15 protein-coding genes and 1 pseudogene are annotated in these 19911 nt (G+C 67.9%); 10 read left to right on the forward strand and 6 right to left on the reverse strand.

Annotation, left to right across the window (positions count from 1 at the left end; genetic code table 11):
- A partial coding sequence (locus ON32_RS18345) for an NAD(P)/FAD-dependent oxidoreductase (RefSeq protein ID WP_040792211.1) occupies positions 1–638 on the reverse strand: 638 nt, incomplete at its 3' end.
- Between the two features lie 167 nt (positions 639–805).
- On the opposite strand from ON32_RS18345, the gene ON32_RS18350 reads away from it, so the two are divergent.
- On the forward strand, positions 806–1813 hold the full coding sequence (locus tag ON32_RS18350; protein WP_040792212.1) for a zinc-binding dehydrogenase: 1008 nt from the start codon (positions 806–808) through the stop codon (positions 1811–1813).
- Positions 1814–1838: 25 nt separating this feature from the next.
- Here the strand turns inward: ON32_RS18350 and ON32_RS30705 are convergent.
- Together ON32_RS30705 and ON32_RS29355 are read right to left on the reverse strand one after the other, a co-directional pair.
- Positions 1839–1988, reverse strand: a pseudogene (locus ON32_RS30705) (hypothetical protein); the annotation flags it as partial.
- Between the two features lie 285 nt (positions 1989–2273).
- Positions 2274–2633 carry a class I SAM-dependent methyltransferase gene (locus tag ON32_RS29355; RefSeq protein WP_051133409.1) on the reverse strand — a complete coding sequence of 120 codons (360 nt, stop codon included), beginning with the start codon at positions 2631–2633 and terminating at the stop codon, positions 2274–2276.
- A 144-nt stretch (positions 2634–2777) separates the two neighbouring features.
- On the opposite strand from ON32_RS29355, the gene ON32_RS18360 reads away from it, so the two are divergent.
- The 6 genes from ON32_RS18360 (at position 2778) to ON32_RS18385 (ending at position 8475) form a co-directional block, all read left to right on the forward strand.
- Positions 2778–3419, forward strand: a complete 642-nt coding sequence (locus ON32_RS18360) for a TetR/AcrR family transcriptional regulator (protein WP_051133410.1) — start codon at positions 2778–2780, stop codon at positions 3417–3419.
- 501 nt (positions 3420–3920) lie between these two features.
- On the forward strand, positions 3921–5057 hold the full coding sequence (locus ON32_RS18365) for an NAD(P)H-binding protein (protein ID WP_245551134.1): 1137 nt from the start codon (positions 3921–3923) through the stop codon (positions 5055–5057).
- A gap of 64 nt (positions 5058–5121) precedes the next feature.
- Positions 5122–5742 carry a CPBP family intramembrane glutamic endopeptidase gene (locus ON32_RS18370; RefSeq protein ID WP_040792213.1) on the forward strand — a complete coding sequence of 207 codons (621 nt, stop codon included), beginning with the start codon at positions 5122–5124 and terminating at the stop codon, positions 5740–5742.
- A 217-nt stretch (positions 5743–5959) separates the two neighbouring features.
- Positions 5960–6295 carry a hypothetical protein gene (locus ON32_RS27195; RefSeq protein ID WP_217998079.1) on the forward strand — a complete coding sequence of 112 codons (336 nt, stop codon included), beginning with the start codon at positions 5960–5962 and terminating at the stop codon, positions 6293–6295.
- A gap of 101 nt (positions 6296–6396) precedes the next feature.
- Entirely contained in the window at positions 6397–7284 is an 888-nt protein-coding gene (locus ON32_RS18380) for an RNA polymerase sigma-70 factor (RefSeq protein WP_040792214.1), read from the forward strand.
- A gap of 105 nt (positions 7285–7389) precedes the next feature.
- Positions 7390–8475 (forward strand): NAD(P)/FAD-dependent oxidoreductase, encoded by a 1086-nt coding sequence (locus tag ON32_RS18385; RefSeq protein WP_040792215.1) that lies wholly within the window; start codon positions 7390–7392, stop codon positions 8473–8475.
- Between the two features lie 101 nt (positions 8476–8576).
- Here ON32_RS18385 and ON32_RS18390 read toward each other — a convergent pair whose 3' ends face one another.
- Positions 8577–9179, reverse strand: a complete 603-nt coding sequence (locus ON32_RS18390) for a TetR/AcrR family transcriptional regulator (protein ID WP_306307659.1) — start codon at positions 9177–9179, stop codon at positions 8577–8579.
- 100 nt (positions 9180–9279) lie between these two features.
- On the opposite strand from ON32_RS18390, the gene ON32_RS18395 reads away from it, so the two are divergent.
- Together ON32_RS18395 and ON32_RS18400 are read left to right on the forward strand one after the other, a co-directional pair.
- Complete coding sequence (locus ON32_RS18395; RefSeq protein WP_040792217.1) at positions 9280–9837, forward strand: peroxiredoxin-like family protein; 558 nt, start codon at positions 9280–9282, stop codon at positions 9835–9837.
- 139 nt (positions 9838–9976) lie between these two features.
- Complete coding sequence (locus tag ON32_RS18400) at positions 9977–10585, forward strand: YHS domain-containing protein (RefSeq protein WP_040792218.1); 609 nt, start codon at positions 9977–9979, stop codon at positions 10583–10585.
- A 56-nt stretch (positions 10586–10641) separates the two neighbouring features.
- On the opposite strand, the gene ON32_RS18405 is transcribed toward ON32_RS18400, so the two are convergent.
- The gene (locus ON32_RS18405; protein ID WP_040792224.1) at positions 10642–11469 is read right to left on the reverse strand and encodes a helix-turn-helix domain-containing protein; all 828 of its coding nucleotides are present in this window, start codon (positions 11467–11469) and stop codon (positions 10642–10644) included.
- A 110-nt stretch (positions 11470–11579) separates the two neighbouring features.
- Here ON32_RS18405 and ON32_RS18410 point away from each other — a divergent pair, with 110 nt between their 5' ends.
- Positions 11580–12293 carry an SDR family oxidoreductase gene (locus ON32_RS18410; RefSeq protein ID WP_040792219.1) on the forward strand — a complete coding sequence of 238 codons (714 nt, stop codon included), beginning with the start codon at positions 11580–11582 and terminating at the stop codon, positions 12291–12293.
- Positions 12294–12599: 306 nt separating this feature from the next.
- On the opposite strand, the gene ON32_RS18415 is transcribed toward ON32_RS18410, so the two are convergent.
- Positions 12600–19911 (reverse strand): non-ribosomal peptide synthetase (locus tag ON32_RS18415; RefSeq protein WP_040792220.1); only part of this gene is annotated, 7312 nt, incomplete at its 5' end.

Raw genomic sequence — 19911 nt, forward strand, 5'->3', positions numbered from 1 at the left:
ACGGTATCGGCTGTCACCGCCGTCACCGTGGTACCGGGGCCGTCGAGCACTGTCACACCGAGCCGCGCCAACCGCCGGGCCACCGACCGCCGGCCCCGCGAATGCAGGTAGGGCCCGAGCTCCCCGCCGCATACCAGGGTCACCCGTCGGCCCTGCTCGGCCAGTTCGGCGGCAGTCTCGATACCGGTCGGACCGGCTCCGACGACGGTCACCGCGGCCGTCGCGGGCGCGGTGTCGACAACCGCCCGCAGCCGCTGCGCCGCCTCCAGGGTGGCGATCGGGTAGGCGAATTCGGCCGCCCCGGGTACGTCCGGATCGGCGCCGCCACTGCCGACCGCGTAGATCAGATAGTCGTAGCCGAAGGTGGCACCGGAGGTCGATGTCACACTGCGCTCGTTCGCGTCGATCCGGGTGACGGTGTCGACCACGAGCCGGACTCCCTGGGCCAGGACATCCCGATAGTCGACCACCGCGTCGTCGGATCCACCCACCAGCTGGTGCAGACGGATTCGTTCGACGAAGGCCGAGCGCGGGTTGATCAGGGTCACCGTTACATCGTCGCGCCGGGTGAGACGGTTGGCGGCCATGACGCCGGCGTATCCGCCGCCGATCACGAGTACCTCGATGTTCTCGGTCATGGTGTCTCCTTTGTTCCGAGGGTCGACCACAAGACACCGCGAACCCCAGAGTTGTGACACACGGTGATGTATGTCACTCCACCCGTCGAGAGCGAGCCGATTCATTGACCTCGAGTCGAGTTGAGGTTGCAGGGTTGGGTGATCGTTTCTCAATCCCAGGAGATGGCGTGTACGCGATACGACAGTACGGATTCGGCGCACCGGAGCAGTTGGTGTACGAGTCGGTTCCCGACCCGGTGCCGGATACCGGGCAAGTACTCGTGGAAGTGCATGCGGCCGGGGTCCACCTGATCGATACGAGGCTGCGCGCCGGATCCGTCGACGGTCCGTTCCCGCTACCACCGTTGCCGATGACACCCGGCCGCGAGGTGGCCGGCGTGGTCACCGGACTCGGCGCGGGGGTCGACACACGGTGGCTGGGTAAGCGGGTGGTGGCGCATCTCGGGGCAGACGGCAGTGGCGGCTACGCGGAGTTGGCGGTGGCCGACGCCGCCGCTTTGCATGAACTTCCCGAGAACCTTCCCGAGAACCTTCCCGAGAACACTGAATACGCGGCCGCGGTCGCCATGGTCGGCACCGGGCGGATGACAATGGGGATCCTGCATCGCGCCGAGCTCACCTCCGAGGATGTTGTGCTGGTGACCGCCGCCGCCGGCGGAATCGGGAATCTGTTGGTGCAGGCCGCGCTTCGGGCCGGGGCAACGGTTGTCGGGGCGGCCGGTGGAGTCGACAAAGTCGAGCGGGTACGTCGGATCGGCGCCACCGTCGCGGTCGACTACACCCGGGCGGACTGGTCGGATTCGGTCGCTGCCGCGCTCGGGGAACGCGCGGTGACGGTGGTTTTCGATGGTGTCGGCGGTGTAGCGGGCCGAGCGGCGTTCGAGTTGCTCGGGGCCGGCGGTCGAGTGGTGCTGTTCGGATGGTCGTCGGGAGAAGCGCCGCAGTTCACCTCGATGGAACTGTTCGAACGACAGTTGACGGCCACGGTGGCCCTGGGTGCGAATATCGCCCGGATCCCGGGCGGTCTACGGCACCTCGAACGGCAGGCACTCACCGAACTCGCCGCCGGTCGACTGGTGCCGGCCGTGCAGACATTCCCCTTGCGCGATGCCGCTGCGGCGCACACCGCGATGGAGAATCGCGCCACCATGGGCAAGGTGGTGCTCGTCCGGTGAAGACCAGAGCCGGACCGGACGGATTCTTCGAATCACGAATACCACCCCGGCCTCCATCGAGGTGAACAACCTCCGCCCGGCCGAACCTCCTCGACCGGTCGGATGAGATATGCGACCGCGCTGTAGGGCCAGTGCCCTGGAGCGCGGGGATCCGGCTGCGGGCCGGCAGCTGCAGCTCGCATCTGTGGTGAGCCGAGCCTGCCGAATCGGGCGGCCGCGGTCAGGATCGATTCCACATGGTGGGCATGCCAACCGAGGTCCTCGAAGAAGGCGAGGCCGTTGGCGGGCAGGAAGGTCCAGGGCGCGTGCCGCAGAAGCCCCCGGTTGCGGTCGGCGATCAGCGCGGCCACCCCGGCAGCGCTGAAATCCAGGCACCAGCCGGTCACGCTCGGGTGGCGTAGCGCACGTGCCAGTCCGGTGACCGTGTCGTCGTTCAGGTACATCACCGGCCCCTCGGTAATCACCATGGCCCGCCGCGTCCGTCCGAGTGAAGCGTCGAGAAAGGTGGCGAGCGCTTCGGTATCGGGGACATCGAGGCCGGTGCGCAGTACCCGGCACCGAGATCGACCACCACGTCACAGCCCGCAGCCACCGCCGCGACCACGTGGTCGTCGATCAGTTTGGTCCGCGTGACCAGGAACCAGTCGTCGGCGATGGCCTCGGCGGCAGCAGCGGCTATCTCGCGTCCACGTTCCCCGGCAAGCCGGGCAGCGAACGGGTCGGTGAACAGGGCATCGGGCCGTGCGGTCTCCGTAGCGCGATGGGCGGCGACCCAACGCGCGGTATCGGAGACATGGGTCACCAGTGGTTGTTGTGTCATTGTCGGTGCCTTCCATGCCTGTGCTCCACCGCGAAGCATCCTCTATATTCTTAGAGGAAAAGGTCGGGGCGCGGTCGATCAGTGGCCGAACCCACTTTCTTCAGCTGCCCGTCGCGGCCGTATCGAGCACGAAGGATCGAGGCGATGACCGACCGCCGCATCGGCACGAAGCCGGCCCGGGCCCCCCGGGGAGCAGCACGGCGGACAGCAATCTGCGAAGCCGTGCTGGATCTGGCCGCGGCCGGCGGAAGCCGGGCGGTGAGCCATCCCGCGATCGACACGCACCTGGGGCTTCCCCGCGGCTCTACCTCGTACTACTACCGCACCCGCCGCGATCTACTCGACGCCGCGATCCTCCACCTCACCGACACCTCCCGAAACGCATTCCATACCTCACTCGGACAGGAGCAGCACTTCGGCGCCGAAACCGCCGCGGAACTCATCGCCGGCCAACTCGACCTACTCCTGGGACCGCGACGCCGCGACGTTGTCGCCCGTTACGCATTGGCCATCGACAGCGACCTCGACGAAAATCTGCGTACCGCGCTGGCGGGATGTCTGTTTTCTTTGTCGGCCGCGCAATCCCTCATGACCGAACTCGGCGCTCCCGATCCCCTCCGAGCCGCGCACAACCTGATCAGCCTTCTCGAAGGGCTGCTCTACGACCGACTGTATGGCACCCGGTCACTGACCGGCATCGAAGCGGGAACCGCCGCCGGCCGCGACGACCTCCGCCCGGTCATCCATCTATGGCTGAGCACGCTCTCCGGTTCCATACTCGGGTAGCCGCGTAGCATCGGCGTCACCGAACGGTCCGACCGTCGCAGCGGCCCCGGACACCGACTGCCCGTCGACGAATCGAGTCATGCAGGCGCACAGGGATTGTCGCGCGTCGAATTGTCCACGCAAGACCGCCCCGCCGCCTCGACGCGGCCGGTAGATGGGCCGCCTCGTACCCGGCCGAACCCTCGGTAGCGGGCGACCGAGGGCGGTATCCCGTTCCCGACCGGACATCGATCGGCCGTCGCCGATGCTGCTTCGGCGGCTGCGTGACGGTCGCGGCGCGGTTCGTTCCGGAGTGAACCACCCGTATGAGTCGCATGCGGTAACCGCGTCGGCCGACGACGGCCGGAACCTGCCGCAGCCGCCCTGCGAGCGGCCGTACCTGGGGTGATGACAACGGCCGTCGGATCCGACGGCATGCCCGTCCCCGGGCTACACACCACCACGGCAATCGGGTGGCAAACTGATGGTGGCCCGTCGGATGCGGAGCCACGGATCACGGATGTGTGCCGTGTCGTGCGCTTCGGCCCGGCCGACCGGATCGCTTCCTCGTTCGAAGAAACGATATGGGGGTGTGTGGTGCGGATCCTCGTGGCGGGCGCGACCGGGTATGTCGGGTCCCGGCTGGTGTCGGTATTGCTGGAGATCGGACATTCGGTGGTCGTCGCGAGCCGGTCGCCGCGCCGGGTGGCCCGATACGGGTGGGCCGACCACGTGGAGGTGGTGCGGATGGATGTCGATGATCCGGTCGCCATCCAGGCCGCATTCGACATCCTGGGCGATATCGAGGTGGCCTACTACCTGATCCACGATATCGGCGGGCGCGCGTACACCACCGGCGACCGTCGCGCCGCCGAGAATTTCGCGCACGCGGCGCGCGCGGCCGGGGTGCGACGGATCGTGTACGCGGGTGGTTTCGTGCCACAAGGCGAGCAACTGTCCCCGCATCTGCGCAGCCGCGCCGAGGTCGGAGAGGCATTGGCCGAAGGCGGCGAACTGGTGTGGCTGCGGGCGGCGATGATTCTCGGCGCCGGTTCGGCCTCGTTCGAGATGTTGCGATATCTGGTCGATCGGCTTCCGGTGGTGCCCCTGCCGGAATGGGTCGACAACGCCATGGACCCCATTTCGATCCGGGACACGCTGTGGTATCTGGTCGCGGCCGTGGACCGGGAACTGCTACCGCCCGGCGCCTACGACATTCGCGGCGCGGATTCCAGCAGCTATCGGGATGTGCTGTTCACCTATCTGCGGTTGACCCGGTGGCCGCGTTTCACAGTGACCTTGCCCGGGATCGATACCCGCCTGGCGGGATGGGTGGGTGCGCGGTTGATACCGGTACCGACGGGGTTGGCGGGCGCGCTCATTCGGTCGTTGGACTGCCCCATGACCGCCTCGGATGATCGGATCCGCCGATTGGTGCCGGATCCGCCGGGCGGTTTGCTGACGGTTCGACAGGCGATGACCACCATCCTGTCCAGCCCCCGTCCGGTGCCCGTGACCGAACTGGCCGATGTGCACCATCTGGCCGATACCGATCCGGATTGGGCAGGGGGCGACCGCACGCGCGCCGAACGCTACGTGCGGCGCGGACTGCATCTCCTGTCGGCACCGGTGCGCGCCCCCGGAGTGTGCTGGTGGTGACCGGGAGCGGCGTGGCCGAAGCCGATGAGTTGTCCCGCGCCGGCGAGGGACGTGAGCATCGGGTATGAGTCGGAAGAACTATCTGGTCGTCGCACTCGCCGTCGTCACCGGCTGTGTGCTGCTCGTGCTGTCGCTGGCGGGCGGCGCCGGCGGTGCGACGGCGTTCATCGTGACCACCACCCTGCTGGCCGGGGTTTGGGTACTCGGCGCACTCGCCGCCGGACCGGCACCGGCGGGCCGATTTCCCGCGGCGACCGGTGATGTGGGTCGGGCGGCGGCCCTCGGCACCGGGGTGGGAGCCGCGCTGGCAGCCGTCTTCGTCGCCGGAGGTGCGATCGCTCGCCTGCTGCCGTGGGCGGACTCGCTGATCACCGACGTGTTGTCGCATATCCAGCAGGGCAGCGCGGTGGTGCTCGTGGCACTGCTCAATGCCGTCGCCGAAGAGATGTTCTTCCGCGGCCCGGTCTACACCCTGCTGCAACGGTATCGACCGATCCTCACCTCCACCCTCGCCTATACGGCGGTGACCACATTCACCGGCAATCCGATGCTGGTACTCGCCGCAATACCGCTCGGCCTCGCCTGCGCCGTGCAGCGTCACGTCACCGGCGGGGTGCTCGCGCCGATCTGTACCCACCTCGTCTGGTCGGCGGGCATGCTGCTCGTCCTGCCGCATATGTTCTGAACGGCCGAAACCCGCGATATGAAGCTCTCGAGGGCGAGCGGACAACACACGACCCACGGCCGCGCGAGCGACCGCTGCCCGAATGCCGTCGATCGATAAATCGCTTCCGACCACGTGCCATACTGGCCGCGTCCATCGATCACCGTGCGTGGAGCGAGGGGACCAGATGACCGCCGACCCGACGCCGACAGCACATCGGCCGTCTCCGGGATGGCCGGTGCCGCCGCCTGAAGGCTACTTCGCCGAAGATCTCGACCGGCTGCCCGATCTGCCCTCGCATACCGAACCGATCGACGGGAGTCTCGTCTTCGTGAGCCCGCAAATGAAGTTCCGCAGGCGTGTCGTAGATTTTCTCCGCCCGGAACCGAGGCGGCAGGCCCCGGAACGTTTCGAGGTGGATCGAGAACTGGATCCGGCCACCCGTCGGCACACCCCCACCGGCATTCACCACGACCGACTCCAGGTGCCCGTATCGTTCGGCATCGATATCGACCCAGCCCAGGATATCGACCCAGCCCAGGATATCGACCTGGCCCAGGCAACCAACCCGTAACGGGGCTTTCCGCACCCGGAACCACACACTCGGGTGATGCGAAGTCGCCTCTCCCGACGGGTATCGTCGCCGGACACCAGGCGACGGAAGGCAGGCAGACGATGGACGAGAAGGGTTTGACCGAGTTCGAAGCGCACCGTCCGCGCCTGTTCTCCCTGGCCTACCGCATGCTCGGCACCGCGAGCGAAGCCGAGGACGCCGTGCAGGAGACCTATCTGCGTTGGGAGGCCACCGACCGCGCCGAGATCCGTTCCTCCGAGGCGTGGCTGACCACCGTAATAGTGAACCTGTGCCGCAGCTGGCTGGACACGGCGCGCTCACGTCGAGAGATGTATGTGGGACCGTGGCTACCGGAACCGGTGCGCACCGATCGCGGTGAACTCGGACCGCTGGAATCGGCGGAGCAGCGCGAACAGATATCGCTGGCGATGCTGACCCTGTTGGAGCGATTGACTCCGACCGAACGCGCGGTCTTCGTGCTGCGCGAGGCGTTCGGCTACCCACATCGCGAGATCGCCGAGATGCTGGAGTTGACCGAGGCCAATTCGCAGCAGCTGTACAGCCGGGCAAGGCAGCACGTGCGCAGCGGGCGCGTCCGGTTCGATGTCACCCCCGACCGGGCCCGGGAGCTGTTCGAACGTTTTCTGACGGCCGCCCGAGTCGGTGATATCTCCGCGCTGGAGCAGATGTTCACCGCCGATATCGTGGCGATGGCCGACGGTGGTGGCAAGGTGACCGCGGCGCGCCGCCCGGTTGTCGGCGCGGCACGGGTGGCCCGCTACCTGGCGGGACTGTTCACGCGCGATGTCCCGGGGTTGGCGATCGCGATCGAGGAGATCAATGGCGCGCCCGCGGTGGTGGCCCGGGTCGGCGGCGACGTGCTTCTGGTCGGGTCGGCCGATCTGAGCGCCGAAGGGGTGTCTGCCGTGCGCCTGATCGTGAATCCCGACAAACTCACCCACTTCGCGCACGCCGACACACCGCAGTGACCCTCACATCCGAGCATTTGTGACGCACGCCACGGTAATCATCTGTCAGGGTTGGCGGGGCCATCCGGTCTGAAGGGTGTCGACCTCATCGAGAAGGAGCCACCCATGACCGGACAGCATCGAATCGTCGTACTCGGAGCCGGATACGCGGGCCTGGCGGCGGCGCGCCGGCTGGCCCGTCGAGCGAAGGGCACGCAGATCACCGTGGTGGACGCGCGTTCGTATTTCGTCGAACGGGTGCGGTTGCACCAGCTGGCCGCCGGACAGCAGGTGCCACGGTGGGAGCTGCGGCAGCGGCTGGAGAGCAAGGGGATCCGGTTCGTGCGCGGCCGGGCGACGACCTTGGACCCGGCGGCGAAGCGGATAACCCTGGCCGATGACACCACCGTCGATTACGACACACTCGTCTATACCCTCGGCAGTGTCGCGGATACGGAAAGCGTCGCAGGGGTGCGGCAATACGCCCACACCGTCGCCACCGTCGAGGATGTCGCGCGGCTGGACATGCCGGCCGGACGGGTCGCGATCGTGGGCGGTGGCTCGACCGGTATCGAGACCGCCGCGGAACTCGCCGAATCACGTCCGGATCTCATGGTTTCGCTGGTGAGCTCGGAGGAGCCGGGGGCATGGCTGTCGGAGCGGGCGCAGCGGCATATTCGCACGACACTGGAGCGACTCGGTGTGACGGTGCACTCCGGGGCCAAGGTGATCGAAGTGACGCCGAATGGTCTCCACTTCGCCGACGGGGGCGGACTCGACGCCGAAACAGTTTTGTGGACAACGGGTTTCACCGTTCCCGACCTCGCCGCCCGAGCAGGGCTGGCAGTAGACACCCACGGCCGGCTCCTGGTCGACGAGACCATGCGCACCTCGGACCCCGATATCTACGCCGCCGGCGACTGCGCGGCGATCAGCGGTCCCGGCAACCGGGAACTGCGGATGGCCTGCGCGACGGCACTGCCGACCGGTGCCCACGCGGCCGATTCGGTATGCGCCCACCTGAACGGCCGCCGGCCGAGCGCTCTCGAGTTCCGCTACCACCTCCAGTGCATCAGCATGGGGCGACGTGACGGGGTGATCCAGTTCCTGCGATCCGACGACACCCCGACCGAGCGAGTACTCACCGGTCGAACGGCGGCGCGGGTCAAGGAGATCATCGTGCGCGGCGCGGCGCTGTCCGCGCGCCCCTGAGGGGTATATCCGGCCGATACGGCGGATCGTGTCGACCGGGGTTCCGCTGTGGCAGCCTTGCTCCACCGTGGGACGGGCGCAGGTTCCGAACCCGCGACCGGCTATTCCTCGGACGGCTTCTCCTCCAGGGAAGCGGCCAGTCCGCGAAGCACGATATCGAGTCCGCGCCGGAATTCCTCGTCGGGCGATACGGTCCGCGCCTCGCCGGCGGTACGGGCCAGGTAGGGGAATTCGTCCGGGGACAGTTCGGACATGGTGATCGTGCCCGCACCCGTCAGAGCGGCGTAGTGCTCGTTCTGCAGGAATCCGAGCAGATGGCCGATGAGGGTGCGCTGGGCGATCACCCGGTCGACGCCGGTATGGCCGCCGTCGGCGAGCACCGAGAGCATGGTCTCGATGAACCGCAGCGAGGTCGGCGCGGCCTGCCGGTGTCGCAGCACGAGCGGAACCACCGCGGGATGATGCGCCACCGCGACCCGCATCCGGTCCAGTAGCAGCCGGATGCGGTCGCGCCAGTCGGCGTCGGGCAGGGTGAGGTCGACGGTGCGGAATACGTGGTCGACCACGAGCACCTCGAGTTCCTGCCGGTCGGACACGTATCGATACAGCCCCATGGTGGCCATACCGAGCTCCTTGGCAACAGCGCGCATGGTCAGCGCCGACAACCCCTCGCGGTCGATGAGCGCCAGGGCGGCGGTTGCCAACTGATCGGTCGTGAGAGAACGAGGGCGGGGCACGGATTGACAGAGTACAAGGTACGCGCATACTGGGTATAAGCGTACCTTGTACTCCTAAAGGAGAGTCGTGTCCTCACCCACCACCGCACCTGCCCGCACCCTCGTCACCATCACCGGCGCGCAGGTAGCGCTGCCCGACCCCGATCACCTGATCCACCTGCAATTCCGGCGTTTTGCCGGATGCCCGGTATGCAGCCTGCACCTGCGATCGATCGTGGCCCGTCACGACGAGATCCGCGCCGCCGGTATCCGCGAAGTCGTGGTCTTCCACTCCCGCGCGGAGCAACTGCGCACCTATACCGCCGATCTACCACTGGACGTGATTGCCGACCCGGACCGTGAGCTCTACCGTGAATTCGGCGTGGAATCCGGCGCTCGAGCCCTCCTCGATCCTCGCGGCTGGGCGACCATCGGCCGCGCGGTCGCCGCAGAACTCCAGGCCGTCCGACACAAGGAGCGCCCGGCTCCCCCCGCCAAACCCGAAGGGGGCCGACTGGGCCTGCCCGCCGACTTCCTCATCCGCCCCGACGGCACCGTATCGGCCGCCAAATACGGCACCCGAGTGGACGACCAGTGGTCGGTCGACGAACTACTCGCCCACGCCGAACACGGGAGACAACGGTGAACGGCACCCTCGGGCAAACACTCGGGTGGCAGTACCAACCACCCCCTTCCGTCGGAAAGCCCTCGGCCTCGCTCGTACCGGCGCCGAGTGCGCGGTATTCGCGTCGACCGTCCCTACCCACACCCGAGGAGAACCACCCATGATGACCATCGAAATCTCCGTGTCCGGCCGCGAACCGAATGCGGAGGCCGAACGCGACCTCGCCGACCGAGTACTCGCGGCCTTGACCGAAGGCGACTCGGCACCGGCCGAGACAATGGACAAGGCAAGACAATTCGTGCACGTGCTGGTTCACCGGCCACGAACCTGGGCGACCGGCGGCCCCGCCACCGATACCACGCCGCGCTACCTGGTGCGGGTCACCGTGCCCCAATCCTGGGGCAACGAAGAATTCGCCTCGAATATCATCCCGATGATCACCGATGCCATCGCCGGCACCGAACCGGACCCCGGACGTCTGCGCCGCGAACCGCATTGTGTCGTCCAGATCGTCGGCCTGCGCGAGCACTGCATCGGGGTACACGGCAGGTCGACGACCGGCACCGAACTCACCCGCCTGATGACCGAGGACTTCCGCGACTCCGGCCGGAAGATCGAGGCCCCGGATGGATTCGCCGTCGACCCCACCTGCGGCATGCTCGTCGAATGGGCCACGGCCCGGATCACCCTCACCCATAACGGGGTCGACTACGCCTTCTGCGCCCCGTCCTGTCGCAAGGTCTTCCTCGAAGACCACGCCGGCGTCTGAACCACCCCGATTCCGATCGCGAGCACATCGCCCGAGCTTCGGACGACCGCCGAGGGCTACGCGGTGCCGATGCCCTCGGCGGTCATCGCCAGCAGTATCAGGGCGTCGTGTTCGGCCGTGCCGGGCGCCGCCTGATAGACCAACACCCGCTGCGCGCCGTCGGCGGCGCCGAGCACCTCGTTGGCGAGGGTGAGCGAGCCGATGACCGGATGGTGGAACGCGGTCTCCCCGCCACGTTTGACCCACACCTCGTGTCGGTGCCACATCGCGGCGAATTCGCCGCTCGCCTCGGACAGTTCCACCACCAGCTCGGCGGTTTGCCGTGGGGTGCTCGGTTCGACGGTGCGCAGGTGCGCGACGCTGTTGCGGGCCACCCGGTCCCAGTCGGCGAACACCATCCGCGCGGTGGGATGCAGGAAGGTGTATCGGATCATGTTGCGCTGCGCGACCGGCCAGTCGCCGAGCCCGGCCATCAAGGCCAAACCCTCCGGGTTGGCGGCCAATACGTCGTTGACCTCGTTGAGCACATACGCCGGGCCCGGCCGAACCGACTCCAACAGCAACAGCAGCCCGGGACGAACCGGCCGCGGATCGACGGATGGGCGGCGCGGGGCGCGTCCGGCGGCCTGGTCGGCGAGCACGAGCAGATGGGTGTACTCGTCTCCGGTGAGCCGCAGGGCCCGGGCCGGCGCCGCCAATACCGCATCGCTGGGGGTGGTCTCCCGGCCCTGCTCGATCCGGGTGTAGTAGTCCACGCTCACCCCGGCCAATGCGGCCAACTCCTCACGACGCAGCCCAGGGGTGCGTCGGGTGCCCAAGCCGAGAGGCAACCCCACATCGGCCGGGCCGATCCGCCCGCGCCGGACCCGAAGGAACTCCGCCATCGCGTTCACCCTGCGAGTGTGCCACTGGGCGCTCCACGTCAGGGTGGCCGTATTACACCCAGGAATCATGCGGCGTTCCCCGGCCCGACGGGACAGCGAAGTCTCGAAGCATGAGCAACGCAATGATCATCGGAGGCGGTTCGGGAATGGGCATGGCCCTGGCTCGGACCCTGCTCACCGAAGGAATGAATGTGACGATCGTCGGCCGGTCCGCGGATCGGCTCTCGGCGGCCCGGGCCGAGTTGGCACAAGCGGGACACGGAGAGATCGATACGGCCATATCGGATATCGGCCGAGAGGACGATGTGGCCGCGCTGTTCGACCGAGTGGGACAGGTGGACCACGTGGCGGTCACCGCGGCGGATGCCACCGGGGTGTACGGCCCGACCGCCGAAGTCGCCACCTCGACCGCCCGGGCCATCGTGGACACAAAACTGCTGGGCGCCTGGTTGGTGGGCAAATACGCGACCGGGCGGGTGACCGGTTCGATCACCTACACCTCGGGAATCAACGCCTATCGACCGAACGGGTCGAACACGATCATGGCCGCTGCCAATGGCGCGCTCACATCACTGGCGTACGGACTGGCGCTCGAACTGGCGCCCGTGCGAGTGAATGTGATCTCACCCGGCTGGGTGGACACCCCGATCTGGGGGCAGCTCGGTATGGACAAGCAGGCGGCCTTCGCCGATATGGCCGAACGACTCCCGGCCCGACGGATCGGCACCCCCGACGATATCGCCCGGGCCTTCCTGTCGGTGATGCGCAACGGGTTCCTCACCGCGACGGTGCTCCACGTCGACGGTGGGCATCGACTCGTCTGATCCGCACCGGCACCACGAATTCAGGGCAGAAGCGCGGCCGGATCGAGCGTGACCTCGAACGGACTACGCGACAACGCCGTATCACCGGCCGCGACGCGGTGTGTCTGTTCGTAGGTCCGATCCGCACCCGGCACAGGCGCTCGATAGCAGGCGCCGACTCCTCGACAGCTCGGTGACCCGCTCGGCTCGACACCGAATAGACGAGCACGAATCCCGACAGGCAAGTGCCCGAATCCCGACGGCACCGCCCGAACCGAACGCCGAAGCGCGGTCCGGGCGGTGCCGTCGATTGTTCGATCCCAGGTATCAGCTCCGGACGATGGTGACGTCCCCGCCCGCATCGGCCGATGTCTCGTCGCCGGCGACGAACCAGTGGCTCACCTCGCCGTCGGCGATATCGTCGGCCGGGTCGGAGTCGGTGGGCAGCACCGACAGGGCACCCGTTGTGGCGGCGGTGAGGAACTCGTCCACGGCCGCCCAACCGGATCGCGCGATGGTGAACGTGGCCGACTCGTAGTCGATTCCGTGTTCGTCGCACAACCGCTCGGCACGGTCCAGGGCCTCGGTCTGGGTGAGGGTCCGGATGCCGTCGTCGGTGGTGACGACGAAGGCGGGATGATCCTCGCCCAGCGGGCGGGCCCGGTCGGCGTAGGACACCGGGTGACCGGGGGCCTCGGCGAGCTCGGCGGCGGTATCGGTATCGGCCGGGTCGAGCCACCGCAGGGACTCGATGCCGGGGTCGGCACCGATGACGAAGGCGGCACCGGCCGCGGCGATCCGGTCCACCGGCAGGTCACCGGCGAACAGGCAGGCCGCACCCGCTTTCTGGACAGCCCAGGCGGCGACCACCGCGTCCACCGAACGCGGCAGGGTGACCGCGACGGTGTCGCCGGGGCCGATATCGCGCGCGATGAGCAGGCGGGCCAGCTGGGAGGAACGCCGGTCCACGTCCTGGAAGGCGATCTCGGTATCGCCGGACAGGAGCGCGGGGGCGGTCGGGTCCTCTTCCACCACCTCGCCGAGCACCTTGGCCACGGTTTGCGCGCCCACCCGGCCGACCGGCTCCGAGGTGGAGGTGGAACCGGCGGATTCGGTGAGCAGGCGGGCCCGTTCGGCGGCGTCGAGGATATCGATATCGCCGACCGGGTGGTCCGGGGAGTCGACGAGGGCGTCCAGGACCCGCCGCAGGCGGGCGGCCAGGGTCTGCACCTCGGCCTCGGTGAAACGGTCGCCCTGATACTGGAGACCGAAGGTGAGGGTGGATTCCTCGGTCACCATGAGGGTGAGCGGGTAGTTGGTGCCGCCGTGGAAGTCCACACCGGTCACCGACATACCGTCGATGGCGCTGGCCGCCTCGATCGCCTCCCGGTCCACCGGGTAGGACTCGAACACCAGCAGCGTGTCGAACTGGGCGCCGGGGCCCGCCGCCCGCTGGATCTCGTTGAGGCCCGTCTGGTGGTGGTCGAGCAGTTCGGCCTGTTCCCGCTGTAGTCGGGTGAGCAGATCGGCGACCGTGGCCCGATCGTCGATCCGCACCCGCACCGGCAGGGTGTTGATGAACATACCGACCATGGACTCCACACCCGGTAGCTCGGCCGGACGACCGGACACGGTCGCGCCGAACACTACGTCACCGCGGCCGGTGAGACGGCCGAGCAGGATCGCCCAGGCGGCCTGCACCAGGGTGTTCACCGTGACACCGAGACCGGCGGCGCGCTCGACGACCTGTCGGGTGCTCTCGGTGTCGAGTTCGGTGAGGACAGTGCCGTTCTCCGCCGGAGTCGGCTTGGGCTGCGGGGCCAACAGGGTCGGTTCGGTGGCCCCCTCGAGCGCCGTCGTCCAGGCCCGCAACGATTCCTGCTGGTCGCGCTCGGCGAGCCAGGACAGGAACTCCCGGTACGGGGTGACCGCCGGCAGACCGCTGGCGTCGCCGCGCAGCGCGTACAGCACCAGCAGATCCCGCATGAGCAGCGGCATGGACCAGCCGTCGAACAGGATGTGGTGGGCCGCGATGACCAACCGCACCCGGTCGGTGTCCAGGCGCACCAGGGTGAACCGCAGCAGCGGCGCGACCGACATATCGAAGCTGTTCGCCCGGTCCGCGGTCAGCAGCCGGTCGAGCTCGGCTTCGCGTTCGTCGGCGGGCAGGGTGCTCAGATCCACTTCCCGCCACGGCAGTTCGACCTCGTCGAGGATGATCTGCACGGCTCGGCCCGCGGCATCCGTGGTGAAGGCGGCCCGCAGGTTCGAGTAGCGATCGAGCATGGCCTGCCCGGCGGTGCGCAACCGCGTAGCGTCCACGGTGCCGGCGAGGTCGAGCTGCGCCTGCTGCACATAGACGTCGGTGGTCGACGCCGACAGCTGGGCGAGGAACAGCAGACCGGCCTGCAGCGGCGACAACGGCCATACCTCGGCCAGAGTCGGGTAGCTCCGTTCCCACCGGTCGATATCGGCCTGTTCGACCGTGACCAGCGGCATATCCGACGGGGTGAAACCGCCCGCGTCGGGCCGTTCGGCGTGCTGCGCCAGGGCCGTCAATGCCGTCACCCACAGCTCGGCGAACTCCTGAACCCGGTTACGGGACAGCAGTCCGGCCGGGTAGGAGAACGTCGCCGTCAGGCGCGGACCGTCCTCGGTTGTGGTGACAACCGCTTCGATATCGACCGACGCGGAAGCGGGCAGACGCGGTTCGCTCCGGGTAACCGGTCCGCCGAACACGTCCACCGGCTTCCAGCCGTGACCGGAGGTGGTATCGACATGCCGCTGGTCGGTGAACCGGAACGCGAACTGTCCGGTGTCGCCGAGTTCGGCCGGTTCCCCGGCGGTCGGGTACCGCAGGACCCCGTAGCCGAGGCCGTGATCGGGCACCGTCCGCAACTGTTCCTTCACCGACTTCACCACGGCGCCCGTGGCCGCCGCGCCCGCGAAGGCCGCGTCGAGATCGGTGCCGGTCAGGTCCAACCGCACCGGGTAGTCGGCGGCGAACCAGCCGACGGTGCCGGTGAGATCGGCGCCGGCGAGGGCGGTATCACCGCGCCCGGTGTGCGATAGGCCGACCCGGGTGACGGTCGCGCCACCGCGCCACCGCGCTGCCGCCATGGCCAGCGCGGACAGCAGGGCGTCGGACTCCTCGCCGTGGTACCGGCTCGGGATATCGGTGAGAACCGCGGCCGCGACCTCGTCCGGCACCGTGATACGCACCTGGTCGACCGTAGCGACGGTATCCACCGCCGGGTCGAGGGCGCGCTCACCCAGCTGCGGGTCGTCGCCACCGGTGACCTGCTGCCAGTACGGCAGTTCGGCGGCCCGATCGGCGGCGGTTTCGGCCAGACCGTGCGCCCAGCGCCGCAGCGAGGTGCCGACCGGCGGGAACACCACCGGCTGCCCGGCCGCCGTCCGCGCAGCGGCCGTGGCCAGATCGCGGCCGATGATCCGCCAGGACTCGTCGTCGACCACGAACCGGTGGGCGACCACGAGCAGCACATCCTCGGTCTCGGGATCCGCGGCGTCGAACCAGACGAACTGCACCATGACCCCATTCGCCGGATCCAGCCGGTCGACGGCGGCAGTGAGTTCGGCGACGCCCATCCGGGCGTACTCGGCGGCCTCGGTGCCCGTGGGGACCGGTACCCGACGCAGCAGCGCCGTGGTGTCGAGCGTCCCGGCTTCGAGCACCTCGAAGGTGTACCGGTCGTCGGTCCACCGCAGCCTGCTGCGCAGCGCGTCGTGCCGGTCGACCACGGCGGCGATCGCGGCGGTCAACGGGGCGTGCCCGGTGTCGGCGGGCAGCTGCCACGCCACCGACTGCGCGTATCCGGCGTGGTCTGCGCCCGTCGCGAGGACCGCCGCGATATTCGGGGGCAGCGGCATATCGCCCACTCCCCCACCGGGCAGTTCCGCCAGTCGAGGACGGTCGACCTCGGCGTCCAGGACGGCGATCTCCGCGAGGGCGGCGATACTGCGCCGCTCGAACACATCGCGTGCCCGGAACAGCACACCGCGCGCCTTGGCCCGCGAAACCAGCTGGATGGACAGGATGCTGTTACCGCCGACGGCGAAGAAGTCGTCGTCGACACCGATCTCGTCGACCCCGAGCACATCGGTGAAGACCTCCGCCAGGATCTGTTCGGCGTGAGTGGTCGGGGCTCGGTAGGTTCCGGTCTCGAATTCGGGTGTCGGCAGGGCCTTGCGGTCCAGCTTGCCGTTCACATTCAACGGCAGCGCATCCAACACCATGAACACCGACGGCACCATGTACGACGGCAACTCCGCCGCCAACGCCGCCTTCACCACCGCGACATCCAGATCACCACCGGACGGCACCACATACGCCACCAGCGAATCACCACGCCGCGCATCCGCAAACGCCACCACCGCCGCATGGCTCACCTGCGGCAACGCCACCAACGCCGCCTCGATCTCACCCAACTCGATCCGGAAACCACGAATCTTGACCTGGAAATCGGTACGACCCCGATACTCCAACTCACCCGCGGCATTCCACACCACCAGATCACCGGTGCGATACATCCGCTCACCCCGAGCGAACGGATCGGCCACGAACCGATCCGCGGTCAGATCCGCACGACCGAAATACCCCCGCGCCAACTGCGCACCCGCCAGATACAACTCACCCGGCACCCCCACCGGAACCGGCTGCAACCGCGCATCCAACACATACACCCGGCTGTTCCACTCCGGCCCACCAATCGGCACCGACACGACGTCATCGGTAGTCACCCGATGACTGGTGATCGACACCGCCGCCTCGGTCGGACCATACAAATTGAACAGTGCCGCATCGGCGTTCGCGGTCAGGAACCGTTGCGCCAACGCACCGGGCAATGCCTCACCGATGGCCAACACCCGCCGCAGCGAATCCGTCAATTCGCCACCGGATTCGGTGAGCAGTGCATCGAGCATGGACGGCACCACATGCAGCGTGGTCACCGACTCCCGACGCATCAACTCGTTCAAATACTCCGGATCCCGATGACCATCGGCAGTGGCGATCACCAACCGACCACCACAAACAGCGGCCGACCAGAACTCCCACACCGACAAATCGAACGTCGCCGCCGTCTTCAACAACACCGCGTCATCGGCGCCCAGACCGAACTCCGACCGCTTCCACACCAACTGGTTCACGATCGCCGCATGCGACACCGCCACACCCTTGGGCCGACCCGTCGAACCCGACGTGAAAATCACATACGCCGTGTTCTCCGACCGCAACGGAGCAACCCGCTCCTCGGCACGCACCGGCGCGGCCGATACCTCGGCAAGCTCGAGCTCATCGAGACGCACCACCGGCGCCACATCGGTGGCGAACCCCACCTCGGCATCGGTCAACACACACACCGGCTCGGCAGTACGCAGGATGTAATCGGTCCGCTCGGCCGCCTGATCCGGATCCACCGGCACATACGCACCACCGGCCTTGGCCACCGCATACATGGCGACAACCAAATCCACCGACCGCCGCAACGCCAACGCCACCCGCGCCTCCGGGCCCACACCCTCGGCGATCAGATACCGAGCCAGGCGATTCACCCGCGCATCCAACTCCGCATAGGTGACCCGCACACCATCAGGACCCACCAACGCCACCGCATCCGAAGACACCGCAACCGTGGCATCCAACAACGACACCAACGTCGCCTCGGAATCCACCGGATGCGCCGTCGCCTCCGGACCCACCACCAACGCGGCCCGCTCGGCCGGATCCAGAATCTCCAGCTCACCCACCGGAGCGCTCGGATCGGTCATGATCTCACCGAGCAGCCGGACGAACCGCTCGACGAAGCCCTGCGCGGTTTCCCGGTCGAACAGATCGGTCGCGTAGGTGAGGTAACCGCCGATACCGGCCGCGGCACCCGACTCGTCGTAGTTGTCCACCACGATCAGATGCAGGTCGAACTGCGACAGCTCGGTGTCGATCTCCAGCCCGGACACGGTCAAACCGGCGAGGTCCAGGCCGCTGCGGCTCTGGTTCTGGAACGACAGACCCACCTGGAACAACGGATGCCGCGCCGTGGACCGAACCGGATTGAGCACCTCCACCAACCGCTCGAACGGCACATCGGCATTGGCGAACGCCTGCAGATCGATCTCACGCTGGCGCGCCAACAGATCGGTGAACGACTCACCCCGATCGATACGAGTCCGGAACACCAGCGTGTTGACGAACATACCGATCAGATCGTCGAGCACGGCCTCACCACGACCCGCCATCGGCGTACCGATGGCGATGTCGTCACTACCCGACAACCGCGACAACAACACCGCGAACGCGGTGTGCACCACCATGAACAGGGTCGCGCCCCGCTCGTGGGCGAACCGCACCAGCTCTCGATGCAGTTCGGCGTCGATCAGCACATCCGCACGTCCACCCGCATAGGACTGAACCGCGGGCCGCGGCCGGTCGGCAGGCAGATCCAACTGATCCGGCAGATCCGCCAATGCGGACTTCCAGTACTCGACCTGCCTGTGCGCCAACGACTCCGGATCGGACTCGTCACCCAGCACGTCCCGCTGCCAGATGGCGTAATCGGCGTACTGTACCGGCAGCGGCTGCCAGCTCGGCGCCTCACCGGCGACGCGCGCCGCATACGCGATCATCAGGTCGCGGGTGAGCGGAACGCCCGACGAACCGTCACCGGAGATGTGGTGCACCACCATCGCCAACACGTATTCCCGGTCCGCACCGTCGATCTCGAACAACGCGATCCGCAACGGCACCTGCGCGGCCACGTCGAACGACACCGAGAACAACTCGATGACGGCCGCCTCGACGGCATCCGGCGCCACGACCCGGGTTTCCAGTTCGGCCACCGATGCACCCGGCGGCAGGATCACCTGCACCGGACCCTGCTCGGTCTCCGGGTAGTAGGTGCGCAGGATCTCGTGCCGGTCGATCAGATCGCCGACCGCCGCGCGCAGCGCGTCGATATTCAGCTCGCCGGTCAACCGCACCGCGATGGGGATGTTGTAGGCGGCGGACTGCTCGTCGAACCGGTTCAGGAACCACATACGCTGCTGTGCCGGCGACAGCGGAATACGCTCCGGGCGCGGACCGGCGGTCAGGGCCTTGCGGGCCTGACCGGTATGCGATTCCACCCGGGCCGCCAGCGCGGCCACGGTCGACGCCTCGAACAGCAGCCGCACCGGGACGTCGGTGCCCAGCGCGGTGCCGAGACGGGCCGCCACCTGGGTGGCGACCAGCGAGTTACCGCCGAGGGCGAAGAAGTCGTCGTCCAGGCCGACCCGACGGGAACCGGACAGACCCAGTACCTCGGCGAAGACACCGGCGACGATCTCCTCCACCGGGGTGGTCGGGGCACGGAATTCCGCGGCCTCGAACTCGGGTTCCGGTAGCGCCCGGCGGTCGAGTTTGCCGCTGGCGTTCAACGGCATCTCATCGAGCACGACGAACGCCGCGGGCACCATGTATGCCGGTAGCAGATCCGACAGGTGGGTGCGCAGTGCGTCGGTGTCCACGACGGCGCCGGCGGCGGGCACCACATAGGCGACCAGGTGATCGCCGGTATTCGCGTCGGAGTACACCAACGCAACCGCGCGACCGACCGAATCGTGTGCGGTGAGCGCGGTTTCGATC

The organism is Nocardia paucivorans NBRC 100373 (genome assembly GCF_000308675.1).
GTDB classification, from domain to species: domain Bacteria; phylum Actinomycetota; class Actinomycetes; order Mycobacteriales; family Mycobacteriaceae; genus Nocardia; species Nocardia paucivorans.